18 protein-coding genes and 1 pseudogene are annotated in these 25,260 nt (G+C 71.9%); 7 read left to right on the plus strand and 12 right to left on the minus strand.

The window, feature by feature from the left end; translation table 11 throughout:
- Genes QQG74_RS22090 through QQG74_RS22105 form a run of 4 tightly spaced genes read right to left on the minus strand, consistent with a single transcriptional unit; the run spans position 1 to position 4,109 of the window.
- Positions 1–912, minus strand: a complete 912-nt coding sequence (locus tag QQG74_RS22090; protein ID WP_341716662.1) for a sugar ABC transporter permease — start codon at positions 910–912, stop codon at positions 1–3.
- Positions 913–942: 30 nt separating this feature from the next.
- Positions 943–2,376: an N-acetylglucosamine/diacetylchitobiose ABC transporter substrate-binding protein gene (gene ngcE, locus QQG74_RS22095; protein ID WP_341716663.1), complete on the minus strand. Its 1,434-nt coding sequence runs from the start codon at positions 2,374–2,376 to the stop codon at positions 943–945.
- A gap of 24 nt (positions 2,377–2,400) precedes the next feature.
- Positions 2,401–3,150: an SIS domain-containing protein gene (locus tag QQG74_RS22100; protein WP_341716664.1), complete on the minus strand. Its 750-nt coding sequence runs from the start codon at positions 3,148–3,150 to the stop codon at positions 2,401–2,403.
- The gene (locus QQG74_RS22105) at positions 3,147–4,109 is read right to left on the minus strand and encodes a MurR/RpiR family transcriptional regulator (protein ID WP_341716665.1); all 963 of its coding nucleotides are present in this window, start codon (positions 4,107–4,109) and stop codon (positions 3,147–3,149) included. The genes QQG74_RS22100 and QQG74_RS22105 overlap by 4 nt, the downstream gene beginning before the upstream one ends.
- Positions 4,110–4,296: 187 nt before the next feature.
- Between QQG74_RS22105 and QQG74_RS22110 the strand changes: the two are divergent.
- From QQG74_RS22110 to QQG74_RS22130, 5 genes and pseudogenes are all read left to right on the plus strand, one after another.
- Positions 4,297–5,285 (plus strand): annotated as a pseudogene (locus tag QQG74_RS22110) (BadF/BadG/BcrA/BcrD ATPase family protein).
- 92 nt (positions 5,286–5,377) lie between these two features.
- Positions 5,378–5,746, plus strand: coding sequence for a hypothetical protein (locus QQG74_RS22115; protein ID WP_341716666.1), 369 nt, complete (start codon positions 5,378–5,380; stop codon positions 5,744–5,746).
- On the plus strand, positions 5,736–6,599 hold the full coding sequence (locus QQG74_RS22120) for a pentapeptide repeat-containing protein (RefSeq protein ID WP_341716667.1): 864 nt from the start codon (positions 5,736–5,738) through the stop codon (positions 6,597–6,599). The genes QQG74_RS22115 and QQG74_RS22120 overlap by 11 nt, the downstream gene beginning before the upstream one ends.
- On the plus strand, positions 6,596–10,864 hold the full coding sequence (locus tag QQG74_RS22125; RefSeq protein ID WP_341716668.1) for a hypothetical protein: 4,269 nt from the start codon (positions 6,596–6,598) through the stop codon (positions 10,862–10,864). Before QQG74_RS22120 ends, QQG74_RS22125 begins: the two co-directional genes overlap by 4 nt.
- Positions 10,818–12,275, plus strand: a complete 1,458-nt coding sequence (locus QQG74_RS22130; protein ID WP_341716669.1) for an acyltransferase — start codon at positions 10,818–10,820, stop codon at positions 12,273–12,275. Before QQG74_RS22125 ends, QQG74_RS22130 begins: the two co-directional genes overlap by 47 nt.
- Here the strand turns inward: QQG74_RS22130 and QQG74_RS22135 are convergent.
- Both QQG74_RS22135 and QQG74_RS22140 read right to left on the minus strand, forming a co-directional pair.
- Positions 12,247–13,737 (minus strand): CoA-acylating methylmalonate-semialdehyde dehydrogenase, encoded by a 1,491-nt coding sequence (locus tag QQG74_RS22135; RefSeq protein ID WP_341716670.1) that lies wholly within the window; start codon positions 13,735–13,737, stop codon positions 12,247–12,249. The genes QQG74_RS22130 and QQG74_RS22135 overlap by 29 nt on opposite strands.
- Positions 13,734–15,044 carry an aspartate aminotransferase family protein gene (locus tag QQG74_RS22140; protein ID WP_341716672.1) on the minus strand — a complete coding sequence of 437 codons (1,311 nt, stop codon included), beginning with the start codon at positions 15,042–15,044 and terminating at the stop codon, positions 13,734–13,736. Before QQG74_RS22140 ends, QQG74_RS22135 begins: the two co-directional genes overlap by 4 nt.
- 436 nt (positions 15,045–15,480) lie before the next feature.
- Here QQG74_RS22140 and QQG74_RS22145 point away from each other — a divergent pair, with 436 nt between their 5' ends.
- A complete protein-coding gene (locus QQG74_RS22145) occupies positions 15,481–16,440 on the plus strand; it encodes a hypothetical protein (RefSeq protein ID WP_341716673.1) in 960 nt (319 codons plus the stop codon).
- Between the two features lie 95 nt (positions 16,441–16,535).
- Here QQG74_RS22145 and murD read toward each other — a convergent pair whose 3' ends face one another.
- The gene (gene murD, locus QQG74_RS22150) at positions 16,536–17,885 is read right to left on the minus strand and encodes a UDP-N-acetylmuramoyl-L-alanine--D-glutamate ligase (protein WP_341716674.1); all 1,350 of its coding nucleotides are present in this window, start codon (positions 17,883–17,885) and stop codon (positions 16,536–16,538) included.
- A 119-nt stretch (positions 17,886–18,004) separates the two neighbouring features.
- Between murD and QQG74_RS22155 the strand changes: the two genes are divergently transcribed.
- The gene (locus QQG74_RS22155; RefSeq protein ID WP_341721313.1) at positions 18,005–19,348 is read left to right on the plus strand and encodes a hypothetical protein; all 1,344 of its coding nucleotides are present in this window, start codon (positions 18,005–18,007) and stop codon (positions 19,346–19,348) included.
- A gap of 154 nt (positions 19,349–19,502) precedes the next feature.
- On the opposite strand, the gene QQG74_RS22160 is transcribed toward QQG74_RS22155, so the two are convergent.
- The 5 genes from QQG74_RS22160 to QQG74_RS22180 all read right to left on the minus strand — a co-directional run bounded on the left by QQG74_RS22160 (position 19,503) and on the right by QQG74_RS22180 (position 25,239).
- Positions 19,503–21,227 carry a PucR family transcriptional regulator gene (locus QQG74_RS22160; RefSeq protein WP_341716675.1) on the minus strand — a complete coding sequence of 575 codons (1,725 nt, stop codon included), beginning with the start codon at positions 21,225–21,227 and terminating at the stop codon, positions 19,503–19,505.
- 52 nt (positions 21,228–21,279) lie between these two features.
- Positions 21,280–22,089, minus strand: coding sequence for an RNA methyltransferase (locus tag QQG74_RS22165; RefSeq protein WP_341716676.1), 810 nt, complete (start codon positions 22,087–22,089; stop codon positions 21,280–21,282).
- Between the two features lie 168 nt (positions 22,090–22,257).
- A complete protein-coding gene (locus tag QQG74_RS22170) occupies positions 22,258–23,622 on the minus strand; it encodes a cellulose binding domain-containing protein (RefSeq protein ID WP_341716677.1) in 1,365 nt (454 codons plus the stop codon).
- A 217-nt stretch (positions 23,623–23,839) separates the two neighbouring features.
- Positions 23,840–24,379 (minus strand): RNA 2'-phosphotransferase, encoded by a 540-nt coding sequence (locus tag QQG74_RS22175; RefSeq protein ID WP_341716678.1) that lies wholly within the window; start codon positions 24,377–24,379, stop codon positions 23,840–23,842.
- Positions 24,376–25,239, minus strand: coding sequence for a LysR family transcriptional regulator (locus QQG74_RS22180; protein WP_341716679.1), 864 nt, complete (start codon positions 25,237–25,239; stop codon positions 24,376–24,378). Before QQG74_RS22180 ends, QQG74_RS22175 begins: the two co-directional genes overlap by 4 nt.
- Positions 25,240–25,260: the final 21 nt, after the last annotated feature.

A 25,260-nucleotide genomic window follows, 5' to 3' on the forward strand; every position in this document is an offset into this window, starting at 1 on the left:
TTACAGCTCGATCGTTTCACGCCGGCTGACGCGCAGGGTGAGCGCCGCGAACGTGATCGTCAGGAAGAACAGCGCCACGCCCATGGCCGAGGCGTAGCCGAACTGGGAGTAGCTGAACGCGTTGCGGTAGATCTCCATGCCCAGCACCGTGGTGGCGCCGTCCGGGCCGCCCTGGTCGACGGAGAGCACCTGGACGATGGCGAAGGCGTCGAACGCGGCGATGCCGAGGTAGACCCAGGCCACCTGGAGGGTGTTCCACAACAGCGGCAGGGTGACCCGGAAGAACATCGCCACCCGACCCGCCCCGTCGATGGTGGCCGCCTCGTAGATGTCCTTCGGCACCGAGGCCATCCCGGCGGAGAAGAGCACCACGTAGAAGCCGACGGACTGCCAGACCAGCACCGCGATGATCGACCAGAGGGCGATCTTCGGGTCGGCCATGAACAGCACCGGCTCGATGCCGACGGCGCCGAGTGCGCCGTTGATCAGGCCGCTGTCGTCCGGGGCGTACACCCGACTGAAGATCACGCCAACGATGACCACCGCCAGGACCTGGGGGAAGAAGAACACCAGGCGGTAGAACTTCGACCCCCAGACCCCGGTCATCACGCCGCCCCGGCCGCCACCGCCGACGTTGAGCATGAAGGCGAAGAAGAGGGCGATCGCGATGGTGAGCAGCGGCAGGGCGAGCAGCAGGAGCCCGTGGTGCCGGACCGCCTTCCAGAACACGTCGTCGGTCAGCAGCCGCTCGAAGTTCTCCAGGCCGATGAACGTCGGGTTGGCGCTCACCCCTCGCCAGTTGGTGGTGGCGAGGTAGAAGGCCTGGGCGTACGGCCCGATGACGAAGGTCACGTAGATCGCGACCGGTACGGCCAGAAAGCCGACGATGAACGGGTACCTGCCGTGCCGCATGGTGATCTCTCCGCTCGTCCTACGCTCGACTCAGCGGCTGAACTTCTCGATGGAGGAGTCGCTCTTCACCGCGTCGGCGACCTTCTGCATCCGGTCACAGAACTTCTGGGCGGTGCCGCCGGAGAACATCAGCTCGTTGGTCGCGGCGCGGGCCTCGTCGTCGAGCTTCTTGTACCAGGTGTCGAAGCGGTAGCTGAAGTAGTCACTGCCGGCCGCGGCCAGCATCTTGTTGCCGCTGGTCAGGCCGGGCGAGATCTCCACACCGTCGACCGCGCCCTGGACCACGGTGAGCACCTTGGTCAGCTCGGTGAAGCCCTTGGCACCGGCCTTGGAGAGCATGTGCCGCAGGTACTCCATGCCGCCGCGCGGGTTCTTGCCCTTCGACGCGACGAAGTACATCTCACCGGCCGCGGCGTAGATCGCGGAGGCCGGCAGCGCGTCCGAGGTGGTCACGCTCGGCACCGGCATGACGGCGTACTTGAAGGTGGGCGGGGTGTCCTTGGCCTGCTCGTTCTCCAGCCAGGAACCGCTGGGGTAGAACGCCACCTTGCCCTGGTTCTGCTGGAGTTGGATCTCGGTGTGCTTCAGGCCCAGGTGCGCCTTGTTGCCGTACTTGGCACCGATCTCGGCCCACGCCTCGGCGGCCTTGCGCACCGGCTCGGCCTGCCAGGCACCGTCCTCAAGGTTGTCGATGTTCTTCAGCACGTCCGGGCCGCCGATCTTGGCGGCGCTGGTCAGCAGCACCAGGTACTGGTAGTACGCGGCGTTCGCTCCCGCGTACGAGTACGGCGTGATGCCGGCCGCCTTGATCTTGTCGCAGAGGGCGGTGAAGTCGGCCCAGGTGGTCGGGGCGGCCCACCCGTTCTTCTCGAACAGCGCGCTGTCGTACCAGAGCCCGAAGACGGTGAAGGCGTAGTTGAGCACGTACGGCTTGCCGTTGTAGGTGCCCTGCTCGACGGTGCCCGGGATGAGCAGGTCACGCACCTTCTTCGACGGGTCGTCGAGCGACGGCGCGTCGAACAGCTCGGTGAGGTCCTGCACCTGGCCGGCCTGCACCAGCGCGCCCTGGTCGAGGAACTTCGAGCCGGCGTTGTTGATCATGTCCGGCGGGGTGTTGCTGGCGAACCGGGGTTGCAGGACGGTGCCGATCTCCTCGGTCGAGGAGAACTCCACCTTGGAGTCCGGGAACTTCTGGTTGTACGAGGGGATGTGCACGTCGGTGGCGTACTTGGTGCCGAGGCCGCCGTTGAAGATGACCACCTCCAGCGGGGCGTCCGCCTTGACGCCAAGCGGGTTCTCCGCCGACTTGTCGCCCTCGGCCTGGTCGGTCGGCTCGTCGCTGCCACCGGTCACGCAACCGCTGAGCAGACCCGCGGCCGGGGTGGCCAGCAGGCCCACCGCAGCGGCCCGGCGCAGCACCGTCCGCCGGGTCAGATCGGCCGGGTTCTCGGGCATAACAGACATCTGGAACTCTCCTTGTGGTGTCGGTCAGGCGGTGCGCCGGAGACGCCCGGCGTACCGCGACTCGAGGGCGAGGTTGTGCTCGTCCCCACCGGGGACGTTTGCGGAGAGATAGATAGGGGGTACCTCTCCGGCCTGGTGGAACCGTCGTACGACCTCCGCGGTCAGCAACTGCGCCAGCAGCGCCGAGGTGACTGAGGAGACCGCACAGACCGCGCCGCCGCCCTCGAGCGGCAGCAGTGCGTCGCCGTACGGCGCGCCGTTGTCCAGCACGACGTCGGCGAGATCGACGAGCCGCTGACCGGACGGGTGGCGCGGAGCGACCCGTCCGGTGTGCTCGACCGAGGTGACCGCGATCAACGGGTGACCGCGCCCGGTGGCCAGCAGGGCCAGTTCGACCACCGAGCCGTTGATGCCGGACTGGGACGCCACCACGAACACGTCCCGCGGCTGGGGTGCGGCGATCTCGTAGAGCTGGTGCGCGATGGCCGGGTCGCGTTCCAGCTTCGGGTCGGTGAGCAGGCCACGCGGGGCGTCGCCGTGCAGCACCAGGTCGTGCAGGGAGAGTCGGTTGGCGGGGACCAGCCCGCCGGCCCGGGCGACCAGCTCGGCGGCGAACGCCTCGGAGTGCCCGGCACCGAAGGCCTGGAGCACCCCGCCGTCGCGCAGGCTGCCGGCGATCAGGTCGGCGGCCCGACCGATCGACTCGGTGCCCCGCTCGACGACGCGGTCGAGCACCGGCCGGACCGCCTCGGCGTACCCCCGGGCGCTGATCATGCGGTGGCTCCTCTCGCGGCCTTGTGCCCGTCGACGGCCTGGGCGGTACGCCGGAAGGCCGCGTGGGCGCGGTCGTGGGTGCGTTGGGCGACCGCGATGTAGAGCAGGTCGAGCACCACCAGCTGCGGATGCCGGGCGGACAGCGCATCCGGCCGGAACGTGGTGGCCTGGCTGGCGGTGAGCAGCACGATGTCGGCCAGCTCGGCCAGTGGCGAGCGGCGGAAACCGGTGAGCGCGATGGTGGTCGCGCCCCGGCTGCCGCCCTCGGCGAGCATCTCGATGGCCTCCCGGGTCTGGCCGCTGTGCGAGATGCCAAGCGCCACGTCGCCCGGGCGCAGCAGCGCGGCGGCGGCCAGTCCGGAGTGCACGTCGTTCCACGCCCACGCGGCCACTCCGATGCGGTGCAGGCTGAACTGCATCTCCTCGCCCACCAGGGCGCTGCCGCTGGCACCGAAGATGTTCACCCGACTGGCTCCGGCGATGGCGACCGCGGCCCGTTCCACCTCGGCGAGGTCGAGCAGCGCGGCGGTGTCGTGCATGGCCCGGGTGTCGGCGGCGATGATCTGCTCCAGCACCCGTTCCAGCGGGTCACCCGGCTGGATCTCCCGTCCGATGTCGACGGTCCAGCCGGCCGAGCGGGCCCGGCCGGTCTCGGCGGCGATGCCCAGTCGCAGGTCGGCGTAGCCGTCGAAGCCCATCGCCCGGCAGAACCGGGTGACCGTGGCCGGCGAGGTGCCGCTGCGTTCGGCCAGCTCCACGATGGTGGCCCGGGCTGCGGCCTCGGGATCGCTGAGCACGTGCTCGGCGACCCGGCGCAGCGCACCGGTCAGCTCGGCGGCGCCGGTACGCACCCGGGCCAGTATCCCGTCGGAGGCGACGCCCGGGGCGCCCCGCCGGTCGACCCCGTCGGCGTCGGCCACCGCGGTGCCCGCGGGGGTGTCCGCCTCGTGATCAACCATGGGCAGCCCTTTCGGAAAAGACTGTTTACTGTTAGTGGTAAAAGTTCTTACTAAAGCCACCTCCATGTCAAGACCGTGGGCGAAGTTTTCAAACTGTTACCTGGCGCATACTCCTGGAGACGACCCATCGCTTGCCTTCGAAGGCCGCCGCGACCAGCATGAACATTGATCAATAAGGAGGTGGTCGATGGCTGGCGCCGTCGTGGTCGGGCTCGACGCCGGCGGTACGTCCACCCGCGCGCTCGCGGTGACCATCGACGGTGAGCGCCTCGGCACCGGACGGGCCGGTGGTGGCAACCCGACAAGCCACGGACCCGAGCGGGCCGCCCGCGAACTCCTGGCCGCCCTGCGACAGGCGCTCGCCGATGTCGCACCCGACCGGGTACGGGCCGGCGTGATCGGGCTGGCCGGAGCGGGCCGGCTGCACGCCGATCCGGCCGGCCGGGCGGCCTTCGACGACGCCTGGCGCGCGGCCGGGCTGCGCTGCCCGTACGCGGTGCACGCCGACGCGCTTGTCGGTTACGCCTCCGGCACCGCCAGCCCGACCGGCACCGTCCTCGTCGCCGGCACCGGCGCGATCGCCGCACACGTACGCGACCTGCGGCTGGACCGCGTCGCCGACGGGCACGGGTGGCTGCTCGGCGACGCCGGATCCGGCTTCTGGCTCGGCCACCAGGCGGTACGCCGGCTGCTCGCCGCCCTCGACGCCGACGAGGACCCGGGTGATCTCGGCCGACGGGTCCTCGCCGAGGTGACCGGCTCGGCCGAGGTGACCGACCCGTCCCGGCGAACCGTCGACGGGCTGATCCAGACCATCACCCGGCGGCCTCCGGTGGAACTGGCCCGGCTCGCCCCGCTCGTGCTGCACGCCGCCAGCGTCGGCGACCCGACCGGCGTGGCGCTCGTCGACGCGGCCTGCGCCCGGCTGACCGCCACGGTCCGCCGCATCCGGCCGGCCGGCGAGGCCACCGCGATGGTGCTCGGCGGTGGGCTGTTGGTCGGCGACACTCCCTGACCGCCGCCGTCGGGGCCATGGCCCGACGGCACTGGCCGGACGCGCCGGTGTGCCGGGCCGGCGACGGCGCCGCCGCAGCGGCCTGGCTGGCCGCCCGCGACCTGCCCGAGGTGACCGACCCGAGCGCCCTGCACGCCCGCCTCGTCCGCCCACCCGGATGAAGCCCACCCTGGCGGAGGATTCGGCCGGATGGCGGGTCGGTTAACGTTCAGACTCGACGTGCTTGCTGGCCGTAGTCCATGTTGGAGATGTGGTGCCGGATATCCCCCTGACCGATGCACTGGCCGCGCTGATCGAGGATCTTCGCCGATTGCCGTCCGGCCACACCGTCGGCGGCGTGGAGGTGGAACTGAGCCTGGTGGTACACGAGGATCGCGGCCGGGTCCGATGGCAGGTCGCGAGGCCCGGGGACACCGGGACGCAACGGATCCGGCTGACGGTGCAGCCGTGGCGGCAGCAGCCGTGGCCGGAACCGCCGCGGCCGGAACCGCCGGCCCGGACTCGCTACCCGGACCTCGACGAGACCCAGGTCGGCCTCGACCCGAAGCACGTCGGCAGCGCGAACCTGCCGCCGATCGTCCGACCCAAGCCCGGCGTGGACGTCGAGCGCGATGCTGACTGACGAGTCCGGCAACGACACCGATCCCCTCCAGCTCGGCAACGACCGGATCCGCGACGCGGCGAAATGGCTTGTGGCCAGCGCCGCAGCGGTCGGGGCCGCGATGCTGGCCGGCAGCCAACTGTCGAGCATCGGCGAACTCCCCCTCGGCGTACCCGATTCGGTGGCGCACGCCCGGTTGTGGGTGGCGGTGCTCGGCGCGGTCGCCGGACTCTCCACCGTGGTGTACGCCATCTGGACCGCGGTGCAGATCCTGCTGCCGAAGCTGGTGCTGATAAGCGATCTCGACGAGGCGTGGCCGCAGCGACGGTCCGAGCTGGCCCGGGTGGCCGATCATTTCCGCCGCAATCCGAAGTACCTACAGGGATTCGCCACGCCGGCCGATGTGATCAACGCACGCGAGGAACTCATCGCCGCGCAACGCGACCCGTCGACCGGGGACGACGTGCGGGAGCAGCTGACGACCCGGATCGCTGATCTTGACGAACGGATCACCGCGATCGAGGACACCGCCACCCACGAGGCGCTGAAGGACCAGTTCAAGCGGGCCCTGCACAAGCTGATGCTGGCCACCGCCGTGGGCGCGGTCGGCATCGTGGCCTTCGCCTGGGCGGCCAACCCCCCGGCCGACCAACCCGCTGCGGACCTGCGCAACGCGCGCCTCGTCGACGCGTACCTGCGCGACGCCGACCTGCGCAATGCCAGGCTGGACCACGCCGACTTCAGCAACGCCGACCTGACCGGCGCGGACCTGACCGGCGCGTCGATCAACGGAGTCGTCTGGCGGAACACCATCTGCCCGGACGGCACCAACAGCGACGACAACCGCCACACCTGCGCCGGTCACCTGTCGTGACCGGGCTGGAGCCGCACGTCCAGCGGGTGGTGAAGGTGCGCGGCACGCTGCTCGGCTCCGGGTACGCCGTCGGAGTGGACCTGGTCCTGACCGCCGGTCACGTCGTCGGTGCCCGTGGCGAGGCCGCCTGGCTCTCCCGCAGCGACAGTCCCACCACAGCGGAGCAGCGGGCGACGGTGATCTGGCGGGGCGACGGCATCGGAGCCGACGCGGCCCTGCTCCGGCTGGATGTGCCACTCTGGACGGTCGAGGAGACCCACACCCGCTACGGTGAGCTCCGGGGACACCAGCCGGTGCCCTGCCTGACCGTCGGCTATCCGTGGGTCCAGGTCAGCCGGGACGGTCGCCGCCGCCTCGACGAGCTACCCGGCCACGTCATGCCCAGTCTCGGCTTCGAGGATCACCGGTACGCGCTGGACTCGACCCGGATCGCGCCGAACCCACCGCAACCCCGACGGGACGCGACCGGTGCGGTGGTGCTCGACGAAGCCGGCGCGCCGGTGTGGGACCCGCACCCGCACAGCGGCTACTCGGGTGCGCCACTGCTTACCGCCGGCGAGCGCCAGCTGCTGGTCGGAGTCGTGCTGGCGGTGCCGTCCCGGTACGGTCCCGGCCGGCTCGACGCGGTACGGATCAGCCAGTTGCTTACCGACCCCACCTTCGCGGGCCTGCTCGGCACCTCGCTCGACCAGCTCGAACGGGTGCCCGCGCAGCTGCTGCCGACCGGGGTCGTCGAGCACGACGAGGCCCTCACCGGGCTGGCCGACCATCTGCGCGGCGATCTGCTGCCCTACGTCCCGCCCGCCGATGCCGGCGCGGCGACCCACCCCGGGCGCCTGCTGGAGCGCCTCGACGAGCTGGCCGGCACCTGTGGCCTGCTGCTGGTCGGCCAGGCGGGGATCGGCAAGACCCGCACCTGCTTCGAGGTCGCCAACTGTGCGGTCGACGCCGGCTGGCGGGTGCTGCACGTACGTCCCGGTGAACCGCTGGTCACCACCGAGCAGCTCCTCGACGTGGTGACCGGAGCCACCGACGAACGACTGCTGATCATCGTCGACTACCTGAACCTGAGCGGCCTGGACTACCCGGCGATCCGGCACCGGCTGCTGCCCGCCGCACGGGCCCGCGGCATCCGGCTGGCGCTGCTCGGCTCCGCCCGGCCGGGCTGGTTCCACCAGAAGGACAACACCCCCCTCACCGAGGTCTTCAAGCCCGTCGAGCTGCGGCCCGAGGACGAGCACCTGGACCGGATCCGACACCAGATCGTCACCGCCCTGGCACCCACCGCGCGCACCATCCTGGGTGAGGGACGGCTGGCACACCTGTGTGGTCGGCGTCCGGTCATCGCCACCCTGATCGCCGCCGAGGCCGAGGCCCAGGCGGTACGGGGGCGGCTGTCCGCGGCAACCGGCGACCTGCGACCGGAGTACCTGCTCGACTGGCTGGTCCGCCGGCTCAACGAGGACGATCTGCTGCACCAGGCCGCGCGGCTGGACGACGAGCGGGATCCCGACCTGCGGCTACAGATCTATGCCGCGATGGCCGCCGCCACCCCCCAACCCCGCCCCGCCCTGATCGCCTGTGGTGGGCGTGTGGCGGGCAACGACGACGCACGGGCCGAGCACCTGCTCGACGTCCTGCTCGCGATGGGTTGGATGATCACGACGGCGGACGGGTTGGCGCCGGTGCACGACATCGTGGTCGACCAACTCCTGGAGCACTGCGCCGTCCGGGCCGGGCTCAACACGGTCCGCACCACGGCCGCCAACCGGATCCTCGATGCCAGCCTGACCAGTGCCCGCACCATCGGCCGGTACGCCATGAACTTCGCCCGGCTGCTGCGCGACCTGGCGCTCCAACAGCGGGACGGTCCGCTCGCCGCGCACAACACGGCCTGGTTGCGCGGCAACGCGACGGCCGCTGGCGGGTTGCTCTCCAGTCAGCAGGACGAGGGCGCCTACGCCCTCGGTGCGGTGCTGGACAATCCGCCCTGGGCACAGGCGCTCTTCCAGCACTGGCCGCAGCTCGGCGCTCCCTGGCTGAGCACGCACGGCGCGTCCCTGCCCGCGCGACACATTCTCTACAAGGGACTGCGCACCGTCGCCACCGCGCAGGCGAGTCAACTGATCGACGTGGCAACCGCGTGGCTGGGCCTGCACCAGACGGCGCTGGAGGCCAGCTTCGTCATCGCGCCGTTGTTGGGCCGGGCTGACCTGAAACCGGAAGACGCCACCCGTGGGATCGACGCCAGCCTGCGCTGGCTCGACCGGCACGGCGACCTCACCGAAGCCAGCTTCGTGCTGTATCAGTTGCTGGGCCGCAACGACCTCACCCCCGAACACCTCCACCAGGCGGTCCCCGCCGCCCTGCGCTGGCTCGACCGGCACGGCGACCTCACCGAAGCAGGCTTCGTACTGCCGCCCCTGCTGGGCCGAAACGACCTCACCCCCGAACACCTCCACCAGGCGATCCTCCCCGCCCTGCGCTGGCTCGACCGGCACGGCGACCTCGCCAGAGCTGGCTTCGTACTGCCGCCCCTGCTGGGCCGAAACGACCTCACCCCCGAACACCTCCACCAGGTGCTCCCGCCCACCCTGCGCTGGCTCCAGCACCACAACGACCTCGCCACGGCACAGTTCGTGCTGTACTCGTTGCTGACCCGCACCGACCTGCCAGCCGAGGCCGCCCGAACCGCGATCACCGCCGCCCAACACTGGCTCGGACACCACGGCGACCTGGTCGAAGCCCAGTTCGTGCTGAAAGCACTGCTCGGACGAACCGACCTGCCAGCCGAGACCGCCCAAACCGCGATCACCGCCGCCCACCACTGGCTCGGACACCACGGCGGACTGCTCGACGCCGGCTTCGTGCTGCACCCGTTGCTGAGCCGCACCGACCTGCCAGCCGAGGCCGCCCTGACCGCGATCACCGCCGGCCAACACTGGCTCGGGCAGTACCACGACCTGGTCGATGCCCAGTTCGTGCTGAAAGCACTGCTCGGGCGGACCGACCTGCCAGCCGAAGCCGCCCTGACCACGGCCACCGCCGCCCAACACTGGCTCGGACACCACGGCGACCTCGCCGCGGCACAGTTCATGCTGAAAGCACTGCTCGGGCGAACCGACCTGCCAGCCGAGACCGCCCGAACCACGATCACCGCCGCCCAACACTGGCTCGGACACCACGGCGACCTGGTCGAAGCCCAGTTCGTCGTGAAAGCACTGCTCGGGCGAACCGACCTGCCAGCCGAGACCGCCCAAACCGCGATCACCGCCGCCCACCACTGGCTCGGACGCCACGGCGGACTACTCGACGCCGGCTTCGTGCTGCCCTCGTTGTTGGCGCGGGCTGATCTGTCGGCGGAGTCGCTGAATCGGGGCATCGAGGCCGCCCTGGACTGGCTGCAAACATACGGCGACACCGACGACGCGGGTTACGTTCTGCCGCGCCTGCTGGCCGTACGCAGACTGGCCGAGCTGCCGGAGTGGCTGCCGGCGCTTGTCGACCGTTGGGCGGACCGGCATCGGTCGGGGACGGAGATCGTCTTCGTCAGCAAGCATCTCGCGCGCCAGAACGCCCTGACCGAGACCACCGCCGACGTACTTCTGCAATGGGCCGCCGACCATCCGTACGACGCCGACGTCCCCTGGCGGGTGGTCGGCGTCGCCACCGCCATCGACCGCTTCCCGGCGCTGGCCGGCCGACTGTTGCGGTCCATCGAGAACTACCTGGACGGGATCGAGCAGGAGCCGACGAAGCCGAACCAGCACGGTGAGGTCGACAGTCTCATCCAGTCCGTCTGCCGGCCACGGACCCTGTGCTGCGGGCTCGCCGGGGCCCGCGTCGACGACATCGTTCTCCGCTGGCTGACCCACCCGGCCGCGCTGAATCCGAGGTGCCCGGAAGGCATCCAGTTCAAGGAGACGGTGAGCCGCGCCTGCGCACTGGTACGCGCCGGCCGCCTGTCCCACCAGGGCGCGGTCGGTCTGCTGTCCCGACTGCACGCCTGGATTCCCCGATGGCGCCCCACCGAGCGGCAGCTACCCCTGCGGGAGAAGGCGCGCGAAAACGTGGCGGCACTGCTCGCGTACCTGCGCCAGAGCACGGAGCCGGCGCCGCCCGAGGCACCCGCGCCCAGCTCGCGCCAGCCCGCAGTGCCGGTGCAGGCCGCTCCCGACTCCGGCGGCGGCACCCTCCCGGCTGACATAGCCTCAGGTCATGCGCCGTCTGGCCCGCCTCGCCGCCCGGACCCCGGCCGACCGTGAGCGCTACCTCGACCTGCTCCGGGCGCTGGCGATCCTGCTGGTCGTCCTCGGTCACTGGACGATCGCCAGCATCTACTACGACCGGCACGGCCAGCCCGACGGCCACTCGGCCCTGCCGGCGATCCCCTGGGCATACCCGCTGACCTGGGCGGTCCAGGTCATGCCGGTGTTCTTCCTGGTCGGCGGGTACGCCAACGCCGCCTCGCTGGCGGCGCACCGGAGCCGGGACGGTGACTGGGGCGGCTGGCTGCTGGGCCGCAGCGCCCGGCTGCTGCGCCCGACCACCGCGCTGGTGCTGATGCTCGCCGGTGCTTCGCTTGTCGCGCGGTTGGCCGGGGCCGAGCCGAGCATGGTCCGTACCGTCGTCTGGTTCGCCACCATCCCGCTCTGGTTCCTCGCCGCCTACCTGGCGGTGGTGCCGTTGACCCCGCTGATGTACGCGCTGCACCGCCGCTTCGGGCTGGTCGTACCGGCGGTGCTGGTGCTGCTGGTGGCCGTCGGCGATCTGGGGCGGGCGCTCGGCCCGGCCGACCTGGCGCTGGCCAACTACCTGCTCGGCTGGCTCGCCATCCACCAGCTCGGATTCGCCTGGTACGACGCCCGCCGGGGCAACTGCCGGCCGGCCGGCAACGGGCCGGTCGGGCTCCGCAGCCGGTGCCTGCCCATGTCGGCGCGGGCCGCTCTGGTGATGCTCGCGGGTGGGCTGGCCGTCGCGGTGCTGCTCACCGCCGTCGGACCGTACCCGGTGAGCATGATCAACGAGCCGGGGCAACGGATGGCCAACGCCGCACCGCCGAGCGTCGCCCTGCTGGCGGTGGCCACCGCCCAGCTCGGGCTGATCCTGCTGCTGCGCGAGCGGGCCGAACGCTTGCTGCACCGCAGCCGCCCGTGGCAGGCGGTCATCGCCGTCAACGCGGTCGTGCTCACCGTCTTCCTCTGGCACCTGAGCGCGGTGGTGCTGCTTGTGGGTGCGCTGCACGGGCTCGGCCTGCTGCCCACCCCGCAGGCCGGTTCGGCGGCCTGGTTCGCCTGGCGGCTGCCGTGGGTGCTGATGCTGGCCGGGGTGCTCGCCGCGCTGGTCGCCGTCTTCGGGCCGATCGAGGCCCGCACCGGCCGGACCACCGCGAGCCGCCCGCCGGCCACCGACACCGACCGGGCAGGCGGCACCGACACCGACCGGGCAGGCGGGGCCGGCCGCTCGCGGGGAGACGAACGGCCGGCCGGCCGGCGCGCCCGGAACGTGCTCACCGTCGCCGGGTTCGCCGCCGTCGGCTACGCGCTGGTGACCAACAGCGTGACCGCCAAGGCGGCGGCCGAGCCGCTCGGGCTGCCCGTCGCCGCGCTGCTGGCCTACCTGGCCGGGGCGGGCACCCTACGCCTGCTCAGGTCTGGGTGGGGAAGCCGAGGTTGACTCCGCCGTGGCGGGGGTCCAGCCAGCGGCTGGTGACCACCTTGCCGCGGGTGAAGAAGGCGACCCCGTCGGCGCCGTGCGCGTGCAGGTCGCCGAAGAGCGAGGACTTCCAGCCGCCGAAGGAGTAGTACGCCATCGGCACCGGGATCGGCACGTTGACGCCGACCATGCCGACCTCCACCTCGTGCTGGTAGCGCCGGGCGGCACCGCCGTCGTTGGTGAAGATCGCCGTGCCGTTGCCGTACGGGCTGGCGTTCACCAGCCCCACCGCCTCGTCGTACGAGCCGACCCGCAGCACCGACAGGACCGGACCGAAGATCTCGTCCGTGTAGATCGACATCTCCGGGGTGACGTGGTCGAACAGGGTCGGGCCGAGCCAGAAACCGGCCGGGTCGCCGTCGGGTGTCACCTCCCGCCCGTCCACCACAAGCAGCGCGCCAGCGCGTACCCCCGCCTCGACGTACGACCGCACCCGGGCCGCGTGCGCGGCGGTGACCAGCGGCCCCATGTCGCAGCCGCGCCGCCCGTCGCCGGTCCGCAGCCCGCTGATCCGCCGCGCGATCCGGGCCACCAGTTCGTCGGCGACCGGCTCCACGGCGACTAGTGCGGAGATCGCCATGCAGCGCTCCCCCGCCGAGCCGAACCCGGCGTTGACCGCCGCGTCGGCGGCCAGGTCCAGATCGGCGTCGGGGAGCACCACCATGTGGTTCTTCGCCCCGCCGAGCGCCTGCACCCGCTTACCGGCGGCGGTGCCGTGCTGGTAGACGTACCGGGCGACCGGGGTGGAGCCGACGAACGAGACCGCCTTCACCGTCGGGTGCGCAAGCAGCGCGTCGACCGCCTCGGCGTCGCCGTTGACCACGTTCAGCACCCCGTCGGGCAGGCCGGCCTCGGCGAACCACTCGGCCAGCAGCAGCGCCGCACTCGGGTCCTTCTCGCTCGGCTTGAGCACCACCGCGTTGCCGGCCGCCACCGCCACCGGGACGAACCAGAGCGGCACCATCACCGGGAAGTTGAACGGGCTGATCACCGCGACCACCCCGAGCGGCTGCCGCAGACTGTACGAGTCGACCTCGGTGGAGACGTTCGCGCTGAAGCCGCCGCGCAGCGCGGCGGGGATGCCGCAGGCGTACTCGATGACCTCCAGCCCGCGCTGCACCTCGCCGGCGGCGTCGGCGAGCACCTTGCCGTGCTCGGCGGTGATCACCTCGGCGAGTTGGTCGCGGCGGGCGTGCACCAGCTCACGGAAGGCGAACAGCACCGCCGTCCGCTTCGCCAGCGACGTGTCCCGCCAGGTCCGCGCCGCCCGCTCGGCGGCGTCGACCGCGACCGCGACGTCCGCGGCAGAGGCCAACTCCACCTGGCCGGTACGCCGCCCGGTGGCCGGGTCGAAGACGTCGCCGCGCCGCGACGAGTCGCCGCTGACCCGCTTGCCGTCGATGAAGTGCCCGATGCGGTTCACGCGCTCACCTGCTCGACCTCGATGCCGGCGCGGATCGCGTCGACGAGGATGGCCAGGCCCTCCCGGGCCTCCTCCTCGGTGAGCGTCAGCGGCGGACCCATCCGGATCACGTTGCCGTACAGGCCGCCCTTGCCGACCAGCAGGCCGCCCTCCCGGCAGGACTCGAAGACCCGGGTGGCCAGCGCCGGGTCCGGTTCGGCGCAGCCCGGCCGGACGAACTCGACCGCGAGCATCAGCCCCTTCCCGCGTACCTCGGCGACCTGGGCCAGCTCGCCCACCGCGGCGCGCAGCCCGTCGCCGAGGATCGCGCCGACCCGCTCGGCGTTGGCCTGAAGGTCGTGGTCGAGCAGGTAGTCCAGGACCGCGTTGCCGGCGGCGGTGGAGACCGGGTTGCCGCCGAAGGTGGAGAAGCTGATCGCCGGCACCGCCTCCAACACCTCGGCCCGGCCCACCACGCCGGCCAGGGCGAAGCCGTTGCCGATGCCCTTGGCGAAGGTGAGCAGGTCCGGGGTGACGCCGTGCGCCTGGTAACCCCAGAAGTGCTCGCCGGTACGCCCCCAGCCGGTCTGCACCTCGTCGGAGATCAGCAGGATGCCGTGCTCGTCGAGAACCTTCTTCCAGGCCGCGAAGAGCCCGTCCGGGCCGTGCACGAAGCCGCCGACGCCCTGGATCGGTTCGGCGATCAGGCAGGCCACGTCGCCTGCGGTCTGGGTGGCGAGCACCTCGCGCAGGTCCTCCACCGCCGCGTCCAGCCGATCGGCCGGGTCCAGGCGGGCCAGCAGACCGCGCAGCCGCTCACCGGAGTGCAGCCAGGCCACCTGGAGCGGGTTGAGCGCGCTTGCCGACCAGCCCCGGTTCCCGGTCACGCCCATCGCCGCGTACGACCGGCCGTGGTAGCTGTTGCGGACGGCCAGGATCTGGTGCGAGCGGCGGTGATTGGTGGCGACAAGCAGCGCCGCCTCGTTCGCCTCGGTGCCGGAGTTGGTGAAGAAGACCCGCGCGTCCGGGATGCCGGAGACCCGGGCGATCTTCTCGGCCAGCTCCACCTGCTGCCGGATCAGGTACAGCGTGGAACTGTGCACGATGCCGGTGTCCAGCTGCCGCTGCACGGCCTCCCGGATCTCCGGGATGTCATAGCCGATCATGTTGGTCAGCACGCCGCCGAAGAAGTCCAGGTAGGTGCGGCCCTGAGCGTCGGTGACCCGACGACCTTCGCCGGAGACCAGCTCGATCGGCTCGGCGTAGTAGAGCGGCATCCAGGACGGGAGCACGGCCCGGTGCCGGGCCAACAGATCGTCGGAGGTCATGTCGCACCCTTCGGTTCGCGTAAGGCGCACGCTTCCATCACCGTCGCTGCCCGGACAAGTGCCAAAGTGTCGGGCGATGGCCCGCGACCGTTGACAACACGTCAACGCTTTTCGTCGCCGGCCCGTTCTTTGGTCACGCTTTCGGTGATGGGAACGCGCGGCGACCCGCGTTTTTCGCGCCCGAGGCTGCTCGCGTCGCTTGTCGGCTGGCTGAGCTGACGGCAGCACCCCCGCAACCGGGCCGACGCCCACCGGCCGGGCCGAACACGACGAGGTCCGACCGGGGCGGCGCGACGGCCGTTAGGATCCGGGCGCGCCCGAGCGTCCCGCCCCATCGCCCGGCACCACCGGGTCGACCAAGCCTCCTGCGCCCACGCCCGGTACGGGCCGGTATGCATCGCGGTCGAGCGGGGTTCCGGTCGCCCCGAGCTACCCGATGGTGGCCCTGCCCCGGGCGGTGCGCACGGCCGACGCCGGGACGACCGTGGCGGGGATCGGCGACTGGGTCGACAGCGCACCGCTGCGGGATCTGGTGGCCTGCTTCGGCGGCCGGTGGCCCACCGGCGACCTCGGTGCGGTGCTCGCCGGGCTTGACGAGTTCTCCGCCCGACACTGGGATTTCCGGGCCGGTCGGGAGCGGCCCGACGCCCGGGAGCCCGACCTGGATCCGGTCACCGCCGGTCGGGCCCGGGCCGCCGCCATCGCGCTCGGCATGGTCCGGCCGCTGCCCCCGGCCCGCCCCCGGTACGCCCACCTGGTGGTGCTCGGCGGGTTGGCGCACGCCTGCCTGCGCCGGGTCGCGTACGCGGCGGACCTGCTGCGCCGTGGCCTGCGGGTGACTGGCGAACTGGCCGTGCTGGGCAGTTACCGGCCGCTGTCCGACGTGGAGCGGCGTACCCTCGCCGAGGCCGGCGTGACCGGTTGCGACACCGAGGTGGACGCGCTGGACGCGGCGGTCCGGTGGACATTCGACGTTGCCGGCCCGGACGCCGAGGACGGCCTGGACGCCGGTCACCCGCACCACTCCTGGTCGTCGCGGACCTACCGGATCTCCGGCCGGCCGCCGGTGCGGGTGCTCGCCGCGCCGTCGAGCGAGCCCGAGCGGCGCCGGGCGCACACCGCCGACACCCAGCGGTTCTGGGCCGGACACGTCGACCTGGCCGGCGGCGACCAGGTGTTGTTGGTGACCGCGCCGATCTACGTGCCGTTCCAGCACTGCGACGCACTGCGTACGCTGGCCGTGCCGCATGGCTGCGGGGTCGACACCGTCGGCGTCGATCCCACCCGCCCGGATGTCGCCCGGCTGCCGGAGCCGACCTTGACGCCGGGGCGCTACCTCCAGGAGACCCGCTCGGCCATCCGCTCGATGCGCACCCTGCACACCGCCCTGGCCTGACTGCCGGCCCCCTGCACTCCCGCGTCGACCATGAGGTTGACGGCAGTGGTCGGCCGTCGGACTGCCGCCAACCTCATGATCAACGAAGGAGCGGGTCAGACCGGGGCGGTGGTGCGGACGGCCTCGGCGAACACCTCGGAGCGGTGTTCGAAGTTGCGGAACCGGCCATAGCTGGGGGCGGCCGGCGACAGCAGCACGACCCCGCCGGCCGGGGTGACCTGCCGGGCGACCCGCACCGCCTCGGCCAGGTCCTCGACCAGTTCGGTACGCACCTTCGGCAGCCCGTCGAGCGCCTCGACGATACGCGGGCCGCTGTCCGGTATGCCGATCACGGTGAGTTCCCGCTCGGCCAGGTGGTCGCGCAACGGCGTGTAGTCGACCCCTCGGTCGTTGCCGCCGACGATCACGGTCAGCGGTCGCCCGTCGTACGCGTCGATCGCGTGCATGGCCGCGTACGGGCTGGTGGCCAGGGTGTCGTCGACGAAGGTCAGGCCGGACGGGTCGGCGATCTCGGTGAGCCGGTGGGCCAGCCCCTGGAACTCGGCCACCGCCACGGCCAGGGTGTCCTTGCGGTCGACCAGGTCCACACCGAGCGCGTCGAGCACCGCCAGGGCCACGCAGAGGTTGCCCTCGTTGTGCCGCCCGACCAGCGGCAACACCGCCCGGGGAAAGAGCGGCCGGTCGACCAGGTGGAACCAGGGACGCCCGTCCGGCCCGGTTGCGACGTTCACCGAGTCCGCCGTGGCGGCACGTACCGCCGCCCGGTCGCCCAACTCGACGAGCAGCCGGGGATCGGTGCCGTTGACCACCACCGTGCGCGGCCCGTACGCCAGCAGGTTCAGCTTGTCCCGGTAGTACTCCCGCTCGCCGCCGTGCGCGTCGAGGTGCTCGGGGAAGAGCGCGGTGACCACCGCCACCCGGGGTGAGTCGGTCAGGTCGCTGCACTGGTAGCTGGACAGCTCCAGCACGTACAGCTCCGCCTCCGGCAGGTCCAGCGTCGGTACGCCGATGTTGCCACCGAAGACGTTCGGCCGGTCCACGGCGATCAGCAGGTGGCTGATCAGGCTCGACGTGGTGCTCTTGCCCTTGCTGCCGGTCACCCCGACGGTGCGTTCGCCGTGATCGGCCATCCAGAGCGCGGTGCCCTGGGTGACGGTCACGCCCCGGCGGCGCAGCTCCACCAGCCACGGGTGGGTCTGCGGCACGCCCGGTGAGCGGACCACCACGTCGGCGGCGGCCAGCCGGTCGAAGCCCTCCTCGCCGGTGATCAACGGGGCGGCCTCCGCCAGCGGCCCTTCCCAGGGCAGCGAGAGGAAGTTGGCGCTGTCGTCCACGGCGACCAGGTCCGCCGGGCCGTGGGCGGCGATCGCGGTCACCGCAGCCCGCCCCTCCCGACCGGCCCCCCAGACGGCGACGGTACGTCCGCGCAGCTCAGACAGGCGCACTAGCTCTCCTCGGAATCGACGGCATGACACTGGCGCGGTCCGGCGTCGCCAGCCCCGCACTCGCGTCGGTGCACGGCGGAGCCGGGCACGGCCGGACGAACCAGGGCCTAGTATGGCGTGTGCCCAATACGCAGCTGGCGCGGATGGACGCCTTCACCTTCCCGTCCTACTCGATCGACCTCTCCACCGGGGAGGCGTTGTTCGACTACGCCCTGACCGGCCCCGACGGCGAGCAGCGATTCACCGAAGTGATCACGCTTCCGGTGCCCGAGGAGCCGCCGTCGGCCGCCGCCGTGGCCGCACTCGGCCGGGTGCTGGAGCTGTTGCACGTGGTGGCCGGGGTCAGCTACTACAAGGCCGCCGCGCCGGGGCAGCTGCTGCTGCCGGCACCGCTCGGCCCGGCCGCCGCCGAGTTCGTCACCGCCCTCTACACCAAGGGCCTCGCCGAGTACGCGTACCGCAACCAACTGCCGTACGTGCTGGAGTTGGCCCCCCGGATCCCGGCCGGCCGGGTGCCGCCCGCCGCCGAGTACGACAACTCCGACCGGCGCCCGCTCTCGGCGGTCGGCGGCGGCAAGGACTCGATCGTCAGCCTGGAGGCGCTGCGCCGCGCCGGCCTCGACCCGGTGCCCTTCTCGGTCAACCCGAACCACGTGATCGACGCCGTGAACGCGGCGTCCGGGCTCACTCCCCTCGCCGCCCGGCGGCGCATCGATCCGGTGCTGTTCGAGCTGAACGCGGCCGGTGCCCGCAACGGACACATCCCGGTCACCGCGATCAACTCGCTGATCGCGGTCGCCACCGCGGTGCTGCACGGGCTCGGCCCGGTGGTGATGTCCAACGAGCGCTCGGCGTCGGACCCGAACCTGATCTGGAACGGTCACGAGATCAACCACCAGTGGTCCAAAGGGGTGGCGGCCGAAGGGCTGCTGCGGGCGGCGCTGGCCGAGCACGCCGGGCTTGTCGAACCGTACTTCTCGCTGCTGCGGCCCCTGTCGGAGCTGCACATCGCCCGGCTGTTCGCCACCATCGACCGCTACGACGACGTGGTGACCAGTTGCAACGCGGCGTTCAAGCTGCGCAACGCCAGCGAGCGGTGGTGCCGCGACTGTCCCAAGTGCCGGTTCGTCTTCCTCGCCCTGGCGCCCTTCATGTCCCGCGAGCGGATCACCCACATCTTCGGCGGGGACCTGCTCGCCGACGAGACCCAGCTGCCGGGCTACCGGGAACTGCTCGGTGTGGACGGGCACAAGCCGTTCGAGTGCGTCGGCGAGGTGGAGGAGTCAGTGGTGGCGCTCAGCCTGCTGGCCCAGCAGTCCGACTGGCGAGAGGCCCCGGTGGTACGCGCCCTGGTGGCTGCCCTGCCGGACGCCGCCTGGTCCACCGCCGCCACCTCCGACACCTTCACCCCCACCGCCCCCACCCACATCCCCCCACCTACCTCAAAGCCCTCAACGCCCTAACCCCTAACCCCCTCCTCCCTCGCCGCCCCCTTCCCTCCCTCGATCTTGCACTTTCCGTCGCCACAAAAGCCCGCAAAAGGCGCAAAGGGGCGACCGAAAGTGCAAGATCGGCGGGGCTTGGATGGGGGTTCGGGACGTTGGGGAGGGCTTCGGGTCAGGGGGTGCGGATGGCGTCCAGGGCGAGCAGGGCCACGTGCAGGGAGAGGCAGGCGTCGACGGAGTCGAGGTCGACGTCGAGAATCCGGCCGATGCGGGCCAGCCGCTCGTAGAACGCCGGCCGGGACAGGTGTGCGGCGCTGGCCGCCGCCGACTTGTTCCGCCCCTGTTGCAGGTACGCCCGCAGGGTGCCGAGCAGTTGCTCACGCGGATGCCGGGCGTCGTACGCCAGCAGGGCGCCCAGCTCGCGCTCGACGAACGTCTGTAGCCGCGGTTCGTCGCGCAGCAGGTGCAGCAGCCCGGCGAGCCCGACGTGCGGCAGCCGGAAGATCGGCAGGTCCCGCCGGTCCCGCCGAGCCGCCTCGGCCACCTGCCGGGCCTCGGTCAGCGACCGTCCCGCCTCGCGCAGGCTGCCCACCCCGGAACCGGCCGCGATGATCAGGTCCCCGGCGACCCGTGGGCGGTTGCGGCGCAGCGCGGCGGCGAACGCGGCCAGCGCCCGTTCCTCCGCCGCCGGGTCGGGCAGGGCCAGCAGCGCACCGACCGCCTGATCGTCCACCGCGCTTGTCAACCCGGTCAGGTTCGCCTCGATCAGCGCCTGCCCCACCGCCTCGGCGAGATCCCGCAGCCGGGCCGGCCCGGGATCGCCACCCGTCGGCGCCCAGTCGGCGTCGCCACCGGAGTCTGCGATCGGGCCACCGTCGCCCGCCGGCTCGTCGCTCCGGTGCCGGACCACCACGCCGACCAGGTGCCGGCGTTCCAGCACCAGCCCCAGCCCTCGGGCGCGCAGGGCCACCTCGTCCACCGGCCGGGAACGGTCCAGCAGCGCGGTGAGCAGGGTGCGGTGGACCTGGCGGACCAGCCCTTCGGCGTCGCGCCGGATCAGCCGCCCCAACGCCAGCGCCGAGGCGGCCCGCTCCACCAGGATGGTCAGCCGGGTGGGTGGCGCGCCCGCAGCGCGCATCGCGCCACCCGGCCCGCCCAGGTCACCACCACCGGGCCAGCGCAGCAGCAGCCGACCCCAGTCCTCGCCCCGGGCACCGACCATGGTCACCAGCCAGCCGCTGTCCGGGTCGTACGCCGTACGTCCGGCCGGCCGGATCCGTCGCGAGTGCTGTTCCCACCCGTCCAGCAGCAACTCCGCCGGTTCCCCCGCCGGGTCGTAGCCGAGCACCTGGCGGGACAGGTTCTCCAGCACCACCGGACAGCCGGACAGCTCGGCGGCCTGCCGGATCACCTCCGGCGGGTCGGCGCCCTCCACCGACAGTTCGGTGAACCGCTGGTGGATCTCCTCGGTGGCGCGCAGCTCGGTGAGCTGCGCGTCGACGATCAGCGCGTGCACCGCCTCGGTGATCCGGACGAACGGGGTGACCCGGCGCAGCTCCACAAGCGGCAGGCCGTGCCGCTGTGCGGCGGCGACCATCACCCTCGGTACCCCGGACAGGTAGCGGCGGCCAAGCTCGACCACCAGCCCGGAGACGGCGACGCCCGCCAGGTCACCGATGAAGGCCCGCAGCCCGGCGTCGTCGCCCGGCAGCCCGATGCCGGTGGTGAGCACCAGCTCACCACCGCCGAGCAGGGTGGCGATGTCCGGCACCTCGGCCACGTGCACCCAGCGCACCGGCCGGTCCAGTCCGGCCTCGCCGGCGACCAGGCGCGGAGCGCCGTGGCGGACCGGAGGCAACGCCAGGACCTCACGGACGGTAGGGAACACGCGCGACACGCTACCGTCCGTGACGCTGATCCCGGTAGCCGCAGGCCAGTGGCCGTACTGCTCAGGCGGGGTCGTCGCGGCCCAACTCCCAGCAGGCCACCGCGCTCGCGGCAGCGACGTTCAGCGAGTCGACCCCGCGACGCATCGGGATGACCACCCGTACGTCACTGGCCGCCATCGCGGCGGCGGTCAGCCCGGCACCCTCGGCACCGAGCAGTAGCGCCGCCCGGGCCCGCTGGTCCGCGGTGAGCCGCTGGATCGGCACCGCGTCCGGCGCCGGGGTCATCGCCAGCACGGTGAAGCCGGCCGCCCGCACCTGCGCCAGCGCCGCCGGCCAGGGCTCCAGTTTCGCGTACGGCACGGCGAAGACCTCGCCCATGCTGACCCGTACGCTACGCCGGTAGAGGGGGTCGGCGCAGGACGGCGAGAGCAGCACCACGTCCACCCCGAGCGCGGCGACCGCCCGGAAGATCGCCCCCAGGTTGGTGTGGTTGTTGACGTCCTCCAGGATCACCACCCGGCGGGCGCTGGCGAGCACCTCGGCGGCGGTCGGCAACGCCTTGCGCCGGAACGACGCGAGCACCCCCCGGTGCACGTGGAACCCGGTGGCCGCCCGCAGCACCTCCTGGGTGGCGGCGTAGACCGGGGCGTCGCCGGTGTCCAGGTCGGCGAGCTGGTCGACCCGCTTGGCGTCGACCAGGTACGACCGGGCCGGGTAGCCGGCCCGCAGCGCCCGCCGCAGCACCAGCTCACCTTCGGCGATGAACAGCCCGTGTGGCGGCTCCCACCGGGTTCTCAGTTCCACGTCGGTAAGCGCGCGATAGTCGCCGATCCGCTCATCGTCCGGCTCGGTGATCAGCTCAAAACCCACCCGCCGAGTGTAAGGAAGGGCCCCTTCTTAACGTCTGCGGTAGTAAAGGGGCCCCTTCTTAACACTTCACGCAAGACGTCCCCGGGCGGCTCCCGCCCGGGGACGTCTCGACGGCATCCGGTGGCGTACGCCATCGCGGAGATCCGGCGATGGTGCGCCCGCTACCGGTCAGGCAGTGGTGCAGGTGGATCCGTTGAGGGTGAACGAACTCGGTCTGGCGGTGTTGCCGGTGTGGGTGGCCTGGAAGCCGATGCCGACCGACGCGCCGGGTGCGATCGTGCCGTTGTACGACATGTTGCGCGCGGTCACCTGGCCGGAGCTGGGCGAGTAGCTGGCGTTCCAGCCGCCGGTGATGGTCTGCCCACCGGGCAGGGTGAACACCAGCGACCAGCCGTTGATCGTGCTGTTACCGGTGTTGGTGATGGTGATGTCCTCGGTCAGGCCGTTGTTCCAGGCGTTGACGTTGACGGCGACCCGGCAGGCGCTGCCGCCCGGCGGCGGCGTGGTCGGGTTCGGCGGCGGCGTGGTCGGGTTCGGCGGCGGCGTGGTGGGGTTCGGCGGCGGGGTGGTCGGGTTCGGCGGCGGGGTGGTGCCGCTGGTGAACTGGGTGAAGAACTGCCAGGTCTCGGCCGGCAGGAAGGTGTAACTGCTGCCACCGTCCTGCGGCGAGGGGGTGTGGCCGCCGTCGAAGGCGATCCATCGCACCGGGTAGCCGGCCGCGCAACCGGAGTAGTCGGTGGTGATGTGGGTGCGGCTGTTCACCGCCGGCTCCGGCGGGTTCTGCCGCGTACATCCATTGTTGGTGACGAAGCGGTCCCGCAGCGTCCGGCCGCCGGAAATGCTGAGCACGTTGTCGCTGAGGCCATGGGCGCCCAGGTACGCGATCCGGCCGGTGCCGCCGCTGCATCCGCTGATCTGCCCGCCCGCGTACACGGCGACCGCCCGGAACACGTTCGGCCGGGCACAGGCCAGGGCGAAACTCATCCCACCGCCGTAGCTGAACCCGAGCGCGAACCGCAGGGTCGTCTCGATGCACAGGTTCGCTTCGAGCAGCCGCAGCATGTCGTCGACGAACGTCACATCCTCGCCACCGGAGTTCGCCCAGCCGTTGTTCAGCCCCTGCGGCGCCACGAAGATCGTGGTGTTGTTGGCCAACTGCCGCAGCCCGTAGTACGACCAGACGTCCCGCTGCACGGTCTGCCCGGTGTCCACGTCCACTGCGGTGCCGTTCAGCCAGTGGAAGCCGAACACCAACCGGTACGGGTTGTTCTGGTTGTAGTTGTTCGGCAGCCGCAGGATGAAGCTGCGGTTCTTACCGTTGCTCTGGATCGTGTGCGTACCGCTGTTCAGGCCGGGCGCTCGACCGCACCCGGCCGTCGCCGCGAGCGTGCCGACCTCCCCGGCCGCGAGGGTGGCGGCCTTCGGTGCCGAGGCGGTGGCGCCGGTGGTGCTGGTCAGCCCCACGGCGCCTATGCCCAGGACGAGCAGTGCCGCGAGTGCGGCGGGAGCGAAGAGCGATCTGTTTCTCACCATCGTGTTACTCCATTCCGCGTCGGGGACGACGCGCAGGGTGGTGCGATGCACCGTGGTGGTGGTGTCGTGATGAGCCCGAAAAACCAAACCACGACAAACGAGCGCGCCCCTGGCTCCACTTTGCAACGTATCCCGTGGGCCACCACATATCAAGACATGTGGATATCCAGCGGCCGATCCGACCCGCCACCACCACGCCCGAGCGACCGGCCCGTCGTCACTCCGGCAGGGCGATCCAGTGCGGCGGCACCCGGCTGGTCAGCCAGACGCCGTTGGCGGCCCGATAGAAGGTGCAACCGCCCGCATGCATGCCGGCGGCGTCGATGCTGAGCACGATCGGATCGCCGCGCCGGGCACCGACCGCAGTCGCGGTCGCCACGTCGACCGACAGGTGGACGTGGGTACGACCACGAGGCCGCAGCCCGTCGACCCGGATGCCGGGCAGGAACCGGGCCACGGTGCCGTGATAGAGCAGCGGCGGCGGCGTGACCGGTTCGAGTTGCAGGTCGACGTGGATGGAGTGCCCCTGCGCCGCCCGGATCCGGCCGTCGCGAAGCTCGAAGCGTTGCCGGTCGGTGCCGGCCACCAGCCGGTCGAGCAGTTCCGGGTCGACCGGCCTGCCGTGCCGGACCAGCGCGGCGCAGAGCACCTCCACCTCGACCCAGCCGCCGTGGTCGAGGGTGATGCCGACGGCCTCCGGATGATGCCGCAGCACGTACGCGAGGAACTTGCTGGTCGAGGTGAGCCGGCGCGTCACGCGCCCGGCCCGAACTCGTCGAGCAGGTCCCGCACCAGGTGCGCCCGGGGTGCTCGCCAGGCGGCCCAGTAGCGGATCCGGGGCAGGCCGAGAATCGGCACGGCGCACAGCCCGTCGGGCAGCCCGACGCAGCCGTTGACCACGGTGGCGCCGACGCCCAGCGCGGCCAGGTGCACCAGCAGGTCCCAGCCGTCCACCTCGGCAGCGACCTGCCAGCGTACGCCCGCGTCGAGCAGCGCGCGGTCAAGCGCCCGGCGGTGCGGGCGACCGGCCGGCGGTACCACCAGGTCCAGCCCGTCAAGATCACGGAGCCGGACCTGCTGGCGGGTGGCGAGCGGGTGCTCGTCGTCGATCACGAGCACCTGACCGTACGCGGCGATCTGGAGCGCCTCGACCGCCCGGGTGGGCGGGTCGTGCGCGATCACGGCCAGGTCCGCCCGACCGGTGGTGAGCGCGGTGAGCGCCGCGTCCCGGTCGGCGGTGATCACCTGCACCCGGCGCCCCTGCCGGCCGATGCGTCGGATCGGCTCGCCGATCACCCAACGCAGCGCGCCCCGGCCGGCCGCGACGGTGAGCGTGGGCGCCGATTCGTGGTGCAACTCCCGCAGGAACTCGTCGGCCCGCCGGCGCGAGTCGAGCGCGTACGCGGCGAGACGCTCACCGGCGGCGGTCAACGCCAACCGGCGGCCGTCCCGTTCGTACAGTTCGATCCCGAGCGCCGCCGCCAGCTTCCGGATCTTCACGTGCAGGGCCGGTTGGCTGATGTGCAGCGCTGCCGCGGCGGCGGTGAAGTTGCGATGCTCGGCGAAGACCGCGAAGGCGCGCAGCGCGTCGGCCTCCAGCAGCTCCCGCCCAGTCATAGTGCAGAACTATAGAACGCC

The sequence above is a fragment of the Micromonospora sp. FIMYZ51 genome (assembly GCF_038246755.1).
Taxonomy (GTDB): Bacteria; Actinomycetota; Actinomycetes; order Mycobacteriales; family Micromonosporaceae; genus Micromonospora.